The organism is Halosimplex rubrum (genome assembly GCF_013415885.1).
Lineage (GTDB): Archaea > Halobacteriota > Halobacteria > Halobacteriales > Haloarculaceae > Halosimplex > Halosimplex rubrum.
This window is the reverse complement of the sequence record NZ_CP058910.1, coordinates 4,251,328-4,266,088: the sequence shown is the minus strand read 5'-3', so window position 1 is coordinate 4,266,088 and position 14,761 is coordinate 4,251,328. Positions and strand designations below refer to the sequence as shown.

Here is a 14,761-nt window from a genome sequence, read left to right as displayed (position 1 = left end):
CCCGCCGTCAGTGGGGTGTGCTTTTGTGTGCGGCAATCGATAACGGAGACGAATGGCCGAGAGTACGTTGCTCCTGCTGGTCGCCGGTATCATCGCTGTCGGGGTGCTGGCTCAGATCCTGGCCGACCGCCTCCAGGTGCCGGCCATCGTCTTCTACATCGTCGCCGGGCTGGTGCTGGGCCAGCCGGGGCTGGAGATCATCACGCGGGAGACGTTCGGCGGCGCCCTCTCGACGGTCGTCGGGTTCGCCGTCGCGATCATCGTCTTCGAGGGCGCCTTCCACCTGAAAGTCGAGCGCATCCGGACGGCGCCCCAGGCCGCGCTGCGGCTGGTCACCGTCGGCGCGGTCCTGGCGCTGGCCGGGACCGCCGTGGCCGTGCGACTGGTCTTCGGCGTGAGCTGGAACCTCTCGCTGGTGATCGGGTCGCTGCTGGTCGCGACCGGCCCGACGGTCGTTACCCCGATCCTCAGCATCGTCCCGGTGCGCGACCGGGTGGCGACCGCCCTGGAGTTCGAGGGCATCGTCAACGACGTGACCGCGGCGATCCTCGCGGTCGTCTTCTTCCAGACGGTCCTGCCGGAGACGGCCGGCAACGGCATCGTCCGCGGGTTCGTCGTCCGGCTCGGGGTCGGCCTGCTGTTCGGCGTCGTCGTCGCGGGCGCCGTCTACTACCTGCTTCGGTACGTCGACCTCTCGCCGGGTGACGCACCGCGCAACGCCCGCCTGCTGGTGCTCGCGGGCGCTCTGGTCGCGTTCGCCGCCGCGAACTTCGAGGCGACCGAGGCGGGCGTCGCCGCGGCCGCGACCGCGGGCTTCCTGCTCGGGAACGCCGACGTGCCCTACGAGGCGGAGATCGAGGCGTTCAAGGGCGACCTGACGCTGCTGGTCCTGGCGTTCGTCTTCATCGGCCTCGCGGCGCTGCTCGACCCCGCGGCACTGGTCGAAGTCGGCGTCGGCGGACTGGTCGTCGTGGCCGCGATCGCACTCGTGATCCGCCCGGCGCTGGTCTTCCTGTCGACCGCCGGCGACCGGTTCACCCGCCAGGAGCGGACGTTCATGAGCCTGGTCGGGCCGCGGGGCATCATCCCGGCCTCGGTCGCGACGCTCTTTGCGGTCCAGTTCCAGGAGGCCGGACTCGTCGAGGAAGCGAACATCCTTCTGGGGACGGTCTTTCTCGCGATCTTGCTGACGGCCGTCTTCGAGGGCGGCCTCGCGCGCCACCTCGCGCGCTATCTGAACGTCATACCCATGAGAGTCATCATCGTCGGCGGCGGCCGGGTCGGCCGGTCGCTCGCCGAACGGCTGGAGAACCGGGGCGAGAACGTCGTCATCGTCGAGACGGACGAGTCGGTCGCACAGACGGTCCGCAACGCCGGGTTCACCGCCATCATCGGCGACGGGACGGACACCGAACTCCTCCGGGAGGCCGGCGCGGACAACGCCAAGACGGTCGTCGCCGCGACCGGCGACGACGACGCGAACCTCCTCGTCGCGCAGCTGTCGAGCTCGAAGTTCGACGTCGAGAACGTCATCGCGCGGGCCAACAACCCCGACAACGTCGACGCCTTCGAGGACCTGGGCGTCCGCACCATCTCCTCGTCGATGGCCACCGCCTGGGCGATCGACAACCAGATCGAACGCCCCGCCATCGCCCACTGGATGACCGACGTCGGCCAGTCGGGCGACGTCCAGGAGGTCGAAGTCACCAGCGAGGAGATCGCCGGCAAGCCCGTCCGGGAGGTCGGGCCGATGCTCCCCGACGCCTGTCTCATCGCGCTGGTCGGCAAGGGCGACTACACCACCGCGGAGGTCCCCGGCCCGGACTACGTCGTCGAACTCGGCGACCACGTCACGCTGCTGGGCCAGCGCGAGGCGGTCCGCGAGGGAATGAAGCTCGTCAACCCGGACTGAGCGGTCCCGTCGGGGTCGCGGGTTCCTCGCGTCGCCGTCCGCTCACTCCACCGGGATCCGGACGCCGACGTGCCGACCGTGCTCGCAGTCGGGCACCAGTTCGCCGCCGAGCCGCTCGGCGCCCCACGAGACCGCCCAGATCTCCAGGTCGTTGGCGTGTTCGAGCTGGGTCTCCCCGCCGTTGGTCACCGCCGCCGCGTCCTGCTCGGGGAGGAATCGACCGTCGCTCTCGACGGCCACGTCGACGTGGGAGCCGTCGCGCTCGACGGTCACGGCGACCGGCGCGTCGGCGTTGCCGGTCGCGTACGACAGCAGGTGTTCGCAGATCGACGCGACCAGCTCCGCCGAGCGGTGGACCTCGGCGTCGCCGTCGGTCGTCACCGACACGTCGTGACCCTGCTCGCGGAGGACGGCGGCGACCTCGGTCACCAGCGCGCTCACGTCGGCCGCGTCGTCGCTCGCCGGGTCGAGACACATGCTCTCCTCGACGGCGCGGGCCCGCTCGCTCACGTCGACCAGCGAGTCGGCCGTCTCGCGGAGCCGCTCGGCGACCCGTTCGTCGCCCGACTCGGCGACCGCGTCGGCCATCGCGTACACCGCCGTCATGTCGTTGCGGACGTTGTGTCGGAGCACCCGCTGGAGGACCTCCAGGCGCTGGCCGCGGATGCGCTCGTCGGTCACGTCCCGCAGCGCCACCGCGTAGCCCGCCTCGGCGTTCGCGTCGCGGCGCACCCGCGAGACCGACACGTCGAAGTAGCGCTTGCCCGCCGACCCCTGGAAGGGGATCGTCGACTCGGTCGGCAGCCCCTCGGACCCCAGCAGGTCGGCGTCGACCAGCGCCGACAGCGGCTCGCGGACCACCTCCTCGAGCGACCGCTCGAACAGCGCCTCCGCCGACCGGTTCATGTCGACGATCCGCGCGTCGCCGTCGACGACCACGACCGCGTCGTTGAGGTTCGAGACGATCGCGTCGCGGCCGATCGCCTCCGCGATGGGCAGCGAGCGGTAGGGCCGCCCGACCGCGACGGCGACCGCGACCGCGGCCAGCACCGTCGACTGGACGACGACGGCGCCGGTCGGCACCGAGATGGTCCCGCCGGTCTCCAGCGTCGAGGTCAGCATCGGCGCCGCCGCGAGCGACCCGCCGATCAGCGCTAACGCGGCGCCCCGCGACCGCTCGAAGGACGCGTACCGGGTCGCGTCCCACGCGAGCAGGATCGAGAGCCCGACGAGCAGCCCGAACGACACGACCGTCGGCGTCCCGAGCAGGAGGAGATACGCGGCGCCGATCCCCTCGAACGTGGGTTCGAGCGGCAACACCTGCGTCACCCGGAGGACCGCCCCGAGGCAGCCGACCGCAGGGGCGACCGCGACCAGCCCGAGGATCACCCGACTGGAACCCGTGCGTCCCGTGTAGGCGACGACGAACGCCGCCCAGCAGACCGTCCCCCCGAAGACCGCGACCTGCGTCAGCGGATGCAACAGCGGGGACGGCCAGCCGGCGGCGATCACCGCGGCCTCCGCCAGCGTCACGACCGCGAGCAACGCCACTAGCGCGACCAGCCCGGTCCCACCCGGCCGACCGCGCGCCCCCCGCAACCGCCACGCGTACCACCCGAACGCGGCGGCCACGGCGCCCAGTACCGGCCCACCGACCAGCGGCGCCGAAAGCACACCAGCAGTAGCCTCACTGACAACGTAAAAACTTTTTCGAACCCGAATTAGTGAACGAACTGGCAGTCGACGGCCGGGAGCCCCCGCCGACGCGCTCGCGACCGGGAAGCCGCGCGCCGCGGACGCGCTAGCGCCCTACGGCAGCGAGAACTCGATGGCCGCGCCGCTGCCACCTTTTTCTCGTCGGGTGTCCTCGCTCGCTGCGCTCGCTGCGAGCACCACTCCTCCAAAAAGATGGGGCAAAAACCGGTCGACTCGCTCGCTGCGCTCGCTCGCGACCGGGGAATCGCGGGCGCGTCAACGCGCTACGGCAGCGAGAACTCGATGGCCGCGCCGCTGCCACCTTTTTCTCGTCGGGTGTCCTCGCTCGCTGCGCTCGCTGCGGGCACCACTCCTCGAAAAAGATGGGGCAAAAAACCGGTCGACTCGCTCGCTGCGCTCGCTCGCGACCGGGGAATCGCGGGCGCGTCAACGCGCTACGGCAGCGAGAACTCGATGGCCGCGCCCTGTCCGAAGCCGACGCACTCGGTCGCGAGCCCCAGGTCGGCGTCGCGCTTGTTCATCTCGTGGATCAGCGTGACTGGCAGGCGCGCGCCGGAGGCGCCGAGCGGGTGGCCGATGGCGATGGCGCCGCCGTTGACGTTGTAGATCTCGTCGTCGAAGCCGAGTTCGCGCCGGCAGTACAGCGCCTGGCTCGCGAACGCCTCGTTGAGTTCGACCAGATCGTAGTCGTCGGTGTCGCGGCCGGTCCGCTCGCAGAGCTTCCGGACCGCCGGGACGGGACCAACGCCCATGATCGTCGGGTCGACGCCCGCGACCATGTGGTCGCCCACCTCGGCGAGCACGTCCAGACCGTGGTCGTCGGCGAAGGCGCGGGAGGTTATCATCGTCCCCGAGGCGCCGTCGGAGATCTGGGAGGCGTTACCCGGCGTGATCGTCCCCTCGCTCTTGAAGACGGTGGGCAGGCCCGCCAGCGTCTCCAGCGAGGAGTCCCGGCGGATCCCCTCGTCTTCGTCGACGGCGCCCTCGTCGGTCTCGACAGGGACGATCTCGTCGTCGAACCGACCCGAATCCGTCGCGTCGGCCGCCCGCTCGTGACTGCGAAGCGCGAACTCGTCCTGAGCCTCGCGGCTCACGTCGTACTCCTCGGCGACCTTCTCGGCGGTCATGCCCATCTGGAGCTCGCCGATGTTGTAGAGTTCGGCCAGCCGCGGGTGGACGTTGTGGGTGTTCTGCCCGAGTTCGACCCGACTCATCGACTCGACGCCGCCGGCGATGACGCAGTCCCGTTGGCCCGCCGCGATGGCGTCGGCGCCGCGCATGATCGCCTCCGCCGAGGAGGCACACCAGCGGTTGATGGTCGCGGCCGGTACGGACTCGCCAAGATCCGAGAGCAAGGCGACCACGCGGGCCATGTTGTTTCCCTGCTCGTCGCGCTGCTGGGCACAGCCCCACAGCAGGTCGTCGACCTGTTCGCTCGCCAGTCCCGTGTCGGCGAGCATCTCGTTCACCAGCGGGACCGACAGGTCCTCGCTGCGCACGTCCGCGAAAGCGCCGTCTTCCTTGCCTTGCGGTGTCCGCCGCGCCTGCACGATGACCGGTGTCGCGTCGCTCATGGATCCCGAGAGGGGCCGCGACGTGTTAAGTCCTCACAAACGAGCGACGCGTCGCGCGGAGTTTCTCTACAAGAGGTCGCCGACGACGAACAGTACGACCGGGGCGACCATCAACAGGGCGCCGACGACCAGCAGGACCGCCGGGAGCACGAGCAGGCCCATGTCGGTCAGCAGCCACAGCCCCAGGCCGCCCAGGACCAGCAGGAACCCGACGAGGCCGAGTATCGCCCGGAACACGCCCCCTAGTCCGAAGTCGGCCGCGACTTCCGCAACTTCGAGGACTTCGTCCATGGTTCGTCCGGCCTGTCGCTTCTCCGGGGACATAAACGTGTCGAGACGTATCAACTCGTCGACCACCGACACCGGCAATATTCGGACGGCGGGGACAGTTCGCGAGACTTATCCGGTCGGGGGACGAATCTCGGTGGGAATGAGCGATCCGGAGCTTGCGGTCGTGGAGTTCGTGCTGACGGCGCAGGCCTACAGCGACAACCGCGACCTCGACGCCGACGATCTGCCGCCCGCCTACCGGGCGGTCTTCTGGAGCGACGGGGAGATCGAGCGCCCGCTCTCGGCCACCACGACGACGGCCCGAGAGGCGACCGACGTGGACCGGCCCTGGGAGGCCATCTCGGGGCTGATGTTCACCGACCGGGACGACTTCTCGGGCACGATCACCTTCACCGACGAGGACATGGCCGAGGAGTGGTTCCTCGACCGGGTCGACGCCGACCACCTCAACGACAATCCAGTCCTCGCGAGCGTCTACGAGGACGAGGTCGAGGGCGCCGACTACGAGCACGCCCGCGCGGAGAACCGGCCGGTCCGTGCCGACCGGGTCTGGATCGACCAGCTCCTCGAGGAGTACTTCGACGAGGACGACGAGGACGAACAGGAGATGCTCGACCTCGTCGACATCCGCGCTCCCGAGGAGGTCGAGATGAGCATGGACGACCTGGTGCTCACCGCCGACCAGGAGGGGGAGATCCACAAGATCGTCAAGGCCATCGAACACCGCGACTACCTCGCCCAGATCGGCCTCCGGGAGATCGGCAAGCTCCTGTTCGTCGGCCCGCCGGGCACCGGGAAAACGTCGGTCGCCCGCGCGCTCGCCAGCGAGCTCGACCTCCCGTTCGTCGAGGTCAAACTCTCCATGATCACCTCGCAGTACCTCGGCGAGACGGCCAAGAACGTCGAGAAGGTGTTCGAGGTCGCCACCCGCCTCTCGCCGTGTATCCTCTTCATGGACGAGTTCGACTTCGTCGCCAAGACCCGCGCCAGCGACGAGCACGCGGCCATCAAACGCGCCGTCAACACCCTGCTCAAGAGCATCGACGAGGTGAGCCTCATCGAGCACGAGGTGTTGCTCATCGGCGCGACCAACCACCCCGACCAGCTCGACGCCGCCGCCTGGCGCCGCTTCGACGAGATCGTCAACTTCCCCAAGCCCGACGACCAGATGCGGGCGGACATCCTGCAGGTGGTCACCCGGGAGATGGAGATCGACGACTTCGACCCGATGGCCGTCGCCCGCGAGACCGAGGGACTGACCGGTTCCGACCTCCGGCTCGTCCTGCGGGAGGCCGTCCTCGACGCCCTGACCGAGGAGCGCACCACGCTCACTCAGCAGGACCTGATGGACGCCGTCGCGGGCTTCGAGGAGCGGGACAACCTCAAGAACATGGACATGATCGAGGGCGACCACGACGCCTTGGTCGCCGGCGGCGACATCTCCGGGACCAACGACGCCGCCTCGGACGGCGGCCACTCCCACGACCACGACCACTCCCACGACGACTGAGGCCGGACGCGGTCGATCCCTCGCGTTACGAGTCCGCTTCGCCGACTTCGACGAGCTGTTTCCCGATATTCTCGCCCTCGAACAGCCCGAGGAAGGCGTCGGGCGCCGACTCCAGCTCCTCGGTGACGGTCTCGCGGTAGCTGATCTCCCCAGTGGCGACCCACTCGCCGAGCTGTGTCGTCGCCTGCTCGAAGCGGGGCGCGAAGTCGCCGACGAGGAACCCCTCGACGCGGGCGCGCTTGCTGATCAGCGCCGGGAGCTTGCGGGGGCCGGTCGGGCGCTCGGTGGCGTTGTAGTGGGCTATCTGGCCGCAGACGGCGACCCGCGCGTCGACGTTCAGGCGGTCGAAGACCGCGTCGGTGATCGGACCGCCGACGTTGTCGAAGTAGGCGTCGACGCCGTCGGGCGCCGCCTCGTCCAGCGCCGCGCGGTAGTCGTCGGTCGCCTCGTAGTTGATCCCGGCGTCGAAGCCCAGGTCGTCTTCGAGGAACGCGACCTTCTCGTCGGAGCCGGCGAAGCCGACGACGCGGGCGCCGGCCAGCTTGGCGATCTGGCCGGCGACGGAGCCGACGGCGCCCGCCGCGCCCGTGACGACGAACGTGTCGCCGGGCTTCACGTCGGCCACTTCGCGGACGCCGAAGTAGGCCGTCCGGCCGGGCATGCCGAGCACGCCGAGCGCCGTCGAGACGGGGGCCACGTCGGGGTCGACCGCGGTGAGTTCGGTTCCCGGGGCCGTCGTGTAGTCGGCCCACTCCAGGTTGCCGACGACGATGTCGCCCGCCTCGAAGCCGGCGCCGTTGGACTCGACGACTTCGCCGACGGCGCCCGCCCGGAGCGGGTCGCCCACGTCCCAGGGGTCGGCGTAGGACTCGGCGGCGCTCATGCGGCCGCGCATGTACGGATCGACCGAGAGATAGCGGGTGCGGACGAGCGCCTCGCCCGGCCCGGGTTCGGGCACGTCGGTCTCCACGAGGTCGAACGTGTCGCGGTCCGGTTTCCCTTCGGGTCGCTTCGCCAGGCGGAACTGCCTGTTGGCGTCGGGCATACCTGTCCGTTCGGACTCGGCCCCGAAGAGTCCCCGGACTCGGTCACGTCGACGCGAGCGGGGGGAGCCGGGCCGCGCCGACCGTCAGCGTTTCGTCGCCGACGGTCGAACGGCCGACCATGTACGTCTCGCCGGCGGTGCGAACGATCCGCGACGACCCGGTCGAGGGCGAATCGGTGACGCTGTTGCTGGAACTCGACGGCGACGCGGCGGTCGACGACGTGGCCGCGGCCGTCGAGGCGGCCGGCGCGACCGTCAAGGAAGAGCTGCAGTTCCGGACGCTGAAGACGACCGTCGCCCACGAGCGCGTCGGCGCGGTCTGCGAGGTCGACGGGATCGACCACGTCGAAACGGGGAACGCGCTGGGGATCGACCCCGACGGGGCGGAGGGCGCGGGCGAGGACGTGCGGCCGGACGGGTGAGGCTCCGGTCGATCGCCGGGAGCTCGCCGTTGACCCCCGGTCGGCGGACGGGCGCCAGGGGCCGCGAACGGGCGTCTGGTGGATCGACGCGGAGATTTCGGCCGCTGGCGGCGAGAGCGCAAGCGTTTACTTGGCCCCAGCGCAACTGAGCGTCATGCCCGACTGTCCACTCGCGGACGAGTGCCCCAGTTTCCAGGAGCGCATCGAGGGGATGGGCTGTACGCACTACGGCGACCGCGGCGGCGCCGAGTGGTGCAATCACTACAACCAGCCGATCGAGGACCTCAAGAGTCAACCCGTCAAGCCCGGCGAGGAGGTCGTGGTCGAGGTCGAGGACATCCACGAGAGCGGCGCCGGCGTCGGCCGCACCGAGGACGGCTTCATCATCATGGTCGACGGCGTCCTGCCGCCGGCCCGCGCGAAGGTGAAGATCACCAAGGTCCGCTCGAACCACGCCCGGGCCGACGAGATCGAACGCCTCCCCGACGACCCCGACGAGGAGGGCGAGGAAGCCGAGTCAGACGCCGACGAGACGGACGACGAGGCCGACGAAACGGAAGACGAAGACGACCGCGAGCGCCTCGGTAGCCGCGACAACTTCTGGGGCTCGTAGCCCCCGCCGCGGCCGGCGTTCCAGCCTGGACAGTCGTGACGCCGCAGCTCCGTTCCGTCTCGCTCGTTCGAACCGTCGGGTACCGCCCTCGCGACCGACTGACTGCGGTCCGGAACCGCCCGGTTCTTTCACGCCTCGGTCCGAGCCCACGCGCATGGATCTGCAACTCGACGGCAGCGCGGCACTGACGACGGCCAGTTCGAGCGGGCTCGGTCTCGCGAGCGCGAAGGCCCTCGCCCGCGAGGGCGCGGACGTAGCGATCTGCGGCCGCACCGAATCGCACCTCGAATCGGCCGCGGACGAACTCGAATCGCTGGGCGACGGCGACGTCCTCGCCGTGGAGGTCGACCTGACCGACCGGGCGGAAGTCGAGGCCTACGTCGAGCAGGTCGCCGACGAGTTCGGCGGGATCGACCAGGTCGTGATGAGCGCGGGCGGCCCGCCCAGCGGCGCGTTCCTGGAGATGGACGACGAGGACTGGTACGGCGCCTACGACACGCTCGTCATGTCGGCGGTGTGGACGACCCGCTTCGCCTACCCCTACCTCGAAGATTCGGAGCAGGGCTCGATCACCGCCATCACCTCCCGCTCGGTGCGGGAGGTCATCGACGATCTGGTGCTCTCGAACGCGGTCCGGCGGGCGGTCATCGGGATGGTCAAGACCCAGGCGCGGGAGTTCGCGCCGGACGTGCGCGTCAACGCGGTCCTGCCGGGCGCTCACGAGACCGCCCGCATCGAGGAACTCATCGAGGACGGCGTCGAACGCGGCGACTACGACAGCTACGAAGAGGGGCTGGCCGACAAGGGGTCGTCGGTCCCGCTCGGACGGATCGGCGACCCGGGGGAACTCGGCGACGTGGTGGCGTTCCTCGCCAGTCCGCGCGCGAGCTTCGTGTCGGGGACCGCCCTGCCTATCGACGGCGGCGCGATGCGGAGCTAGAGCGGGGAGGCGGACCGGTGACCGAGCGTCACCGTGCCCCCGGCGACCCGCCGCCCGAGCGTTCGGTATCGGCGGTCAGCGACCAGACGAGCAGTCCCAGCGAGATCAGCGCGACGAACACGGAGACGACGTAGCCCACCGAGTCGGCGGTCCCGAGGATCGACCCCGGCAGAAACGCCGAGACGACCAGCAGGATCGCCGCCGAGACCGTCCCCGCGAGCGCGAGGATCAGCAGCCAGAAGCGAACCGCCGGGTCCATACTGGGAGCCGGTTGCCACCCGCGGAATATGAGCGTTCCGGCGGTCGCGACGAACGGCGGGATCGTCCACTTTCCTTACAAAAACGCGGTTTAGCGAACGGTTTTGGGGACGGCGCCACCGGGATCGAGTATGACCGACGAGCGAGCGACCGGCGAGCGGCCGGCCGCCGGCACCGACTGGCGTACCGCGAGCCCCGACGCTCGACTGACCGACGCCAACGCGGCCGAGTCGCCGCGGGAGACGACGGCCGCGGACGCACAGGCGGGCGCGAACTTCGTCGTGTTCGAGTTGGGGTGGCTCCCCGACGACTGCGCAGTGGCCGAGACGACGATCCGGCCCGAACAGCCGCCGGGGCGGCCCGAGGGACTGGACGCCGCCGATATCGGACAGACGCCCCACAGCGGGGGGAACCCGTCGGCGGTCCGGACCCTCGTCGAGGGCGAGAGCCGCGCGCTGCGAATCAAGCAGTTCTGCTACGACTGGGCGCCGCCGGCCGCCAGCGTCGCGCCGCTGTGGGGGACCGAGGACCCGACGCCGGTCGAGGCGGGCGACGCCGTCGGCTTCCTGGGGACCGACTACAAGGGCAACCGGGGCGCCTGCGTCCAGCGGGCGCGCACGCAGGTCGAAGTGTCCGTACTGGAGGGAGCGTTCGACGACGGCGAACTCGAAGGACTGCTCGACGGGCTGGCGCCGGCGGCCGGGTCCGATCCGGGAGCCGACGGGTCGTCGGCGGTGCCGCCCGTCCGGCAGGTCCCCTTTCATCGCCTGAACTACTGGGCCCGCTATCGGTGCGAGGCGGTGGGGGTGCCCCACGGGCTGTGGGCCCACGGGATCGCCCGGCCGTACGACGAGAGCGTGCCGTGTTCGCCGGTGGCGCTCGGCGACGCGGATCCCCGGTTACTGACCCCCGACGACGACGCTGTCGGCGCGGCGTACGCGCTCGACTCCGCGGTGACGTTCCCCGAGAGCCGGGCCATCGAGGCGGTCTATCGCCACACGGGCAACGGGAGCGACCACCTGTGGGTCACCGCGGCGGCGCCCGACAGCGACCTCGGGCCGGACGTGCCGCCCGAACCGGCCGACCAGCCGGCCGAAACGCGGGAGACGGTCGAGTTGCGCGACGAGCGCGTCCACTACGCGGCGCTGACCGAGGAGTTCGGTGCCTGGGAGGCGGTCTGGACCGAGGGCGGCGTCACCTACGCCGTCGTGGCCGGCGCCTCGCGACACCTCGACGGCGAGGCGTTCCGGCGGTTGGTCGAGGGGCTGGCGCCCGCCTGACCCCGACGGGCCGACGCTCCCGCCCTCAGAACAGCCCCTCGTCCTCCAGTTCGGCGACGACCTCGCGCACCCGCTGGGCCTGGTTCTTCGGGACGACGAGCGTGCGGTCGCCGTAGGAAGCGACGACCAGATCTTCGACGCCGACGACGCTGGCGTGGCCGTCGGTGGCGACGACGGTGTTCTCGGCGTCGATCGTGACCGCGTCGCCGAGGACCGCGTTGCCGTCGTCGTCGGCGTCGAGGACGCGCTCGACGGCGTCCCACGCGCCCAGGTCGTCCCACTCGAAGGTCGCCGGGACCAAGGCGGCGTCGTCGGTCGCCTCCATGACGGCGTAGTCGACGCTCACCGGGTCGACGGCCGCGAACCCGCGGTCGGGGTCGCCCGCGTCGAGCGCGTCGAGCAGTGGAGCGAGTTCGCTGTCGGCGGCCTCCCGGAGGAAGGCGTCGGGCGTCCACGCGAACATCCCGGCGTTCCAGTAGTAACCGTGGTGGCGATACCGCATCGCCGCGCCCTGGTCGGGTTTCTCAGTGAACGTCTCGACGGGGTGGTACGTGCGGCCGCCGTCGGTGGTCCGCTCGTCGCCCGGCTTGACGTAGCCGTAGCCGGTCTCCGGGCGGGTGGGTTCGACGCCGACGGTCACGAGCGAGTCGGTCTCGGCGGCGACCGCGGCGGCGTCGGTCATCGTCCCGGCGAAGTCGCTGCTCGCGGGCGAGGCCCGCTCGCTGGTACCGAGGCCGCTCCCGTCGGTCGCGCCCTCGCCCTCGATGTGGTGGTCGCTGGGGAGGCACACGAGGGTGCAGTCGCCGACCTGCTCGCGGACGCGGTGGGCCGCGTAGGCGAGTGCGGGTCCCGTGTCCTTCGGCTCGGGTTCGGTGAGGACGCCCGCGCTCGGGGCGTGTTCGCGGACCTGGTCGGCCAGATCCGGGCGCGTGAGGACGTACACCTCGTCGGCGAAGCCGGCGCGGTCGACGGTCTCGGCCAGCAGCGAGCGGTCGCCGCCGAGCGGGAGGAACTGCTTCGGGCGGTCGCTCCGACTGGCGGGGTAGAGTCGGGTTCCGGTCCCGCCCGCGAGGACGACCGCGACGAGCGTGTCGGTCATGGTCGGGTGGTCGGGCGGGCGGGAAAAATAGCCGCCGGTCCGCGCGGGCGCGGCGGTGACCGGGTCGTGTCGATCAGTGCGCGTCGAGGAACGCGCACATCTCGGCGACGGTTCGATGGGGCGCCTCCGAAGGACCGGAGTGGCTGACGCCGTCGAACTCGACGAACCGGCTCGACGGGAGCGCGTCGTGGACGGCGCGGGCGCTTTCGCGGAGGAACTTGGGACCGTCGGTCCCGCTCAGGACGAGCGTCGGCGCGTCGACGCCGAGGCGCTCCGGGAGGTCGTAGCGTTCGACGGCGTAGTTCATCCGGATCACTTCCTCGACCAGACCCACGCAGTCGGGCCAGATCGGCCACTCGGCCAACCAGGCGTCCAGATCCTCGGCTTCGCCGGCGAGGACGACCTGTTCGACGTACAGCTTCATCGCGCCCTCGCGGTCGCCGTCGTCGAGGCGGGTCGCCATTCGGTCGGCCAGGTCGGCGTGCTCGGCGAACGCTTCAGGGAGGATCGCCGGTTCGTAGGCGACGACGGCCTCGATCGCGTCTCCCTCGCCGTCCTCGGCGAGCGCTCGCGCCGTCTCGATAGCGGTGAGCGCGCCGAAGGAGTGACCCAGCAGGACGGGCCGCCGGTCACTCCCGCCGTCGGTGTCGAGGTCGTCGACGAGCGCGCGGACGTACGCGACTTCCCGGTCGAGCACCTCCTCGGGGCCGGTCTCCTCGGGGTCGTCGAGGCAGGTGCCGAACCCCGGACGCTGCGGGACGACTGGGGCGTACTCCTCGAAGTGGGGGATCACGGGCTGCCAGTACTCGCGGGGCGCCATCCCGCCGTGGAGGAGGACGACGGGCTGGCCGTCGCCGTGGCGTTCGTACTCGACGTCGATACCGTCCGCTGCCGTCGTGGACTGTGTCGTCGGCATGTGACTCCTGGTTGTGCGCTCGCGGGGCTACGCCTGACTCTCAGTCGTGCGGTGCTTCAAGTAGGGGTCGCTGCTGCCGACCGGTGTCGTCGACGTGCGTCTCGACCAGGTGGGTCTGGGCGCGGCGGAGCCGCTCCGAGCACGACGACGCCGAGATGTCGAGTTCCGCGGCCACGTCCGAGAGTGTCGCCGTCCGTGGGATCTCGAAGTAGCCCATCCGGTGGGCGGTCCGGATCGCCTCCCGCTGGGCGTCGGTGAGGCCGTCGCCGTCCGGGTCGGCGGCGAACCGGTCGTCGGCGTCGGCCCCGTCGCCGACGCGGGTGAGTTTGCGCAGTCGGAAGGTGGTGTTGCGCTGCCAGAACTCCCGGAGTTCGTCGAACGCGGTGCGGTCGGCGAAGCGACCGGCCTGGAGCCAGCCCGTCGGCGTCGCGCGGATGAACTCGATCTGGACTGGGGTCTCGTAGAGCGCGCGCAGGTCGTCGAGGTCGTCGAGAGAGCCGCCGAGCTGTTCGGCCATGCTCGTGCCCGGCGCGATGGTGTAGCGGCTGGTGTCGCCGTCGCGGACGACGAGGCGGTACTCGCCGACGAACGCCGTCGACTCGAACGCGTCCTCGACGGTCGCGGTCGTCTCCGGGTCGGCGGTCACGACCGCGGTGAAGCGCGGTCGCTCTCCCTCGCCCAGCCCGATCGAGAGTTCGAGGGCGGCGTCGGGCACCGCCGCGGCCACGTCGACCAGCGGGAGCGCGTCACAGCCGAGGTGGTATTCGGCGCGGAGGGCCATACACGCAGGTCCGGCGGGTGTCTCAAATGCTCGTCGAACGCGTCGCCGGCGAGAGACGCCGCTCACCAGGTCTCGACGTCGCCCGAGCGGATGTCCTCGATACAGCCCTGGCAGTCCTGGGATTGGGGGTCGAAACAGCCCGGGCGGTGTTCGGGGTCGAGTTCGACCGCGCGGCGCTCGGCGTAGCGCCGACAGACGATCCTCGCGCGGCCGTCGTCGCCGTGGGGGAGGTCCGCCTCGGCCGAGCGGCGGGCGTGTCTGTAGGCGCGCTTGGCCTCGCCGATCTGGCGGCCCGCCGACCGGAGCTTCTGCCGGAGGACTCGCTCGATGCGGTCGTCTGCCATCTGGTCGCGGCTTAGTCCGGGTAGCCCTTAGCCCCGTCGGCGGCCGCGGTGTTCGAGCGA

Annotated in this window: 15 protein-coding genes; 6 read left to right on the top strand and 9 right to left on the bottom strand. The window is 70.8% G+C overall.

The features are described from left to right. The first annotated feature begins 52 nt into the window (after positions 1 to 52). A complete protein-coding gene (locus HZS55_RS21450; protein ID WP_179909565.1) occupies positions 53 to 1,912 on the top strand; it encodes a cation:proton antiporter domain-containing protein in 1,860 nt (619 codons plus the stop codon). A 42-nt stretch (positions 1,913 to 1,954) separates the two neighbouring features. Here HZS55_RS21450 and HZS55_RS21445 read toward each other — a convergent pair whose 3' ends face one another. From HZS55_RS21445 to HZS55_RS21435, 3 genes are all read right to left on the bottom strand, one after another. Then, the gene (locus HZS55_RS21445) at positions 1,955 to 3,586 is read right to left on the bottom strand and encodes a PAS domain-containing protein (RefSeq protein ID WP_179909564.1); all 1,632 of its coding nucleotides are present in this window, start codon (positions 3,584 to 3,586) and stop codon (positions 1,955 to 1,957) included. A 476-nt stretch (positions 3,587 to 4,062) separates the two neighbouring features. Further along, the gene (locus HZS55_RS21440) at positions 4,063 to 5,202 is read right to left on the bottom strand and encodes a thiolase family protein (protein WP_179909563.1); all 1,140 of its coding nucleotides are present in this window, start codon (positions 5,200 to 5,202) and stop codon (positions 4,063 to 4,065) included. Between the two features lie 66 nt (positions 5,203 to 5,268). Then, positions 5,269 to 5,493, bottom strand: coding sequence for a hypothetical protein (locus HZS55_RS21435; RefSeq protein ID WP_179909562.1), 225 nt, complete (start codon positions 5,491 to 5,493; stop codon positions 5,269 to 5,271). Between the two features lie 139 nt (positions 5,494 to 5,632). Here HZS55_RS21435 and HZS55_RS21430 point away from each other — a divergent pair, with 139 nt between their 5' ends. Further along, a complete protein-coding gene (locus HZS55_RS21430) occupies positions 5,633 to 7,003 on the top strand; it encodes an ATP-binding protein (RefSeq protein ID WP_179909561.1) in 1,371 nt (456 codons plus the stop codon). A 25-nt stretch (positions 7,004 to 7,028) separates the two neighbouring features. Here HZS55_RS21430 and HZS55_RS21425 read toward each other — a convergent pair whose 3' ends face one another. Next, positions 7,029 to 8,048: an NADP-dependent oxidoreductase gene (locus HZS55_RS21425; protein ID WP_179909560.1), complete on the bottom strand. Its 1,020-nt coding sequence runs from the start codon at positions 8,046 to 8,048 to the stop codon at positions 7,029 to 7,031. Between the two features lie 119 nt (positions 8,049 to 8,167). Between HZS55_RS21425 and HZS55_RS21420 the strand changes: the two genes are divergently transcribed. From HZS55_RS21420 to HZS55_RS21410, 3 genes are all read left to right on the top strand, one after another. After that, the gene (locus HZS55_RS21420; protein WP_179909559.1) at positions 8,168 to 8,470 is read left to right on the top strand and encodes a hypothetical protein; all 303 of its coding nucleotides are present in this window, start codon (positions 8,168 to 8,170) and stop codon (positions 8,468 to 8,470) included. Positions 8,471 to 8,624: 154 nt separating this feature from the next. Then, positions 8,625 to 9,083 carry a TRAM domain-containing protein gene (locus tag HZS55_RS21415; protein ID WP_179909558.1) on the top strand — a complete coding sequence of 153 codons (459 nt, stop codon included), beginning with the start codon at positions 8,625 to 8,627 and terminating at the stop codon, positions 9,081 to 9,083. A 154-nt stretch (positions 9,084 to 9,237) separates the two neighbouring features. Continuing rightward, positions 9,238 to 10,023, top strand: a complete 786-nt coding sequence (locus HZS55_RS21410; protein ID WP_179909557.1) for an SDR family oxidoreductase — start codon at positions 9,238 to 9,240, stop codon at positions 10,021 to 10,023. Between the two features lie 28 nt (positions 10,024 to 10,051). On the opposite strand, the gene HZS55_RS21405 is transcribed toward HZS55_RS21410, so the two are convergent. After that, positions 10,052 to 10,282, bottom strand: a complete 231-nt coding sequence (locus HZS55_RS21405; RefSeq protein ID WP_179909556.1) for a hypothetical protein — start codon at positions 10,280 to 10,282, stop codon at positions 10,052 to 10,054. 130 nt (positions 10,283 to 10,412) lie between these two features. Between HZS55_RS21405 and HZS55_RS21400 the strand changes: the two genes are divergently transcribed. Continuing rightward, on the top strand, positions 10,413 to 11,561 hold the full coding sequence (locus HZS55_RS21400; RefSeq protein ID WP_179909555.1) for a hypothetical protein: 1,149 nt from the start codon (positions 10,413 to 10,415) through the stop codon (positions 11,559 to 11,561). A gap of 25 nt (positions 11,562 to 11,586) precedes the next feature. Here HZS55_RS21400 and HZS55_RS21395 read toward each other — a convergent pair whose 3' ends face one another. From HZS55_RS21395 to HZS55_RS21380, 4 genes are all read right to left on the bottom strand, one after another. Next, positions 11,587 to 12,660, bottom strand: coding sequence for a mannose-1-phosphate guanylyltransferase (locus HZS55_RS21395; RefSeq protein ID WP_179909554.1), 1,074 nt, complete (start codon positions 12,658 to 12,660; stop codon positions 11,587 to 11,589). 73 nt (positions 12,661 to 12,733) lie between these two features. Then, complete coding sequence (locus tag HZS55_RS21390) at positions 12,734 to 13,576, bottom strand: alpha/beta fold hydrolase (protein ID WP_179909553.1); 843 nt, start codon at positions 13,574 to 13,576, stop codon at positions 12,734 to 12,736. 40 nt (positions 13,577 to 13,616) lie between these two features. Continuing rightward, on the bottom strand, positions 13,617 to 14,357 hold the full coding sequence (locus tag HZS55_RS21385) for a helix-turn-helix domain-containing protein (protein WP_179909552.1): 741 nt from the start codon (positions 14,355 to 14,357) through the stop codon (positions 13,617 to 13,619). Between the two features lie 62 nt (positions 14,358 to 14,419). Continuing rightward, positions 14,420 to 14,701: a DUF7091 family protein gene (locus HZS55_RS21380; RefSeq protein ID WP_179909551.1), complete on the bottom strand. Its 282-nt coding sequence runs from the start codon at positions 14,699 to 14,701 to the stop codon at positions 14,420 to 14,422. Positions 14,702 to 14,761: the final 60 nt, after the last annotated feature.

Coding starts and splice junctions, on each gene's coding strand:
- HZS55_RS21450 (WP_179909565.1), top strand. CDS start 53: ATGGCCGAGAGTACGTTGCTCCTGCTGGTCGCCGGTATCATCGCTGTC.
- HZS55_RS21440 (WP_179909563.1), bottom strand. CDS start 5,202: ATGAGCGACGCGACACCGGTCATCGTGCAGGCGCGGCGGACACCGCAA.
- HZS55_RS21435 (WP_179909562.1), bottom strand. CDS start 5,493: ATGGACGAAGTCCTCGAAGTTGCGGAAGTCGCGGCCGACTTCGGACTA.
- HZS55_RS21430 (WP_179909561.1), top strand. CDS start 5,633: ATGAGCGATCCGGAGCTTGCGGTCGTGGAGTTCGTGCTGACGGCGCAG.
- HZS55_RS21425 (WP_179909560.1), bottom strand. CDS start 8,048: ATGCCCGACGCCAACAGGCAGTTCCGCCTGGCGAAGCGACCCGAAGGG.
- HZS55_RS21420 (WP_179909559.1), top strand. CDS start 8,168: ATGTACGTCTCGCCGGCGGTGCGAACGATCCGCGACGACCCGGTCGAG.
- HZS55_RS21415 (WP_179909558.1), top strand. CDS start 8,625: ATGCCCGACTGTCCACTCGCGGACGAGTGCCCCAGTTTCCAGGAGCGC.
- HZS55_RS21410 (WP_179909557.1), top strand. CDS start 9,238: ATGGATCTGCAACTCGACGGCAGCGCGGCACTGACGACGGCCAGTTCG.
- HZS55_RS21405 (WP_179909556.1), bottom strand. CDS start 10,282: ATGGACCCGGCGGTTCGCTTCTGGCTGCTGATCCTCGCGCTCGCGGGG.
- HZS55_RS21400 (WP_179909555.1), top strand. CDS start 10,413: ATGACCGACGAGCGAGCGACCGGCGAGCGGCCGGCCGCCGGCACCGAC.
- HZS55_RS21395 (WP_179909554.1), bottom strand. CDS start 12,660: ATGACCGACACGCTCGTCGCGGTCGTCCTCGCGGGCGGGACCGGAACC.
- HZS55_RS21390 (WP_179909553.1), bottom strand. CDS start 13,576: ATGCCGACGACACAGTCCACGACGGCAGCGGACGGTATCGACGTCGAG.
- HZS55_RS21385 (WP_179909552.1), bottom strand. CDS start 14,357: ATGGCCCTCCGCGCCGAATACCACCTCGGCTGTGACGCGCTCCCGCTG.
- HZS55_RS21380 (WP_179909551.1), bottom strand. CDS start 14,701: ATGGCAGACGACCGCATCGAGCGAGTCCTCCGGCAGAAGCTCCGGTCG.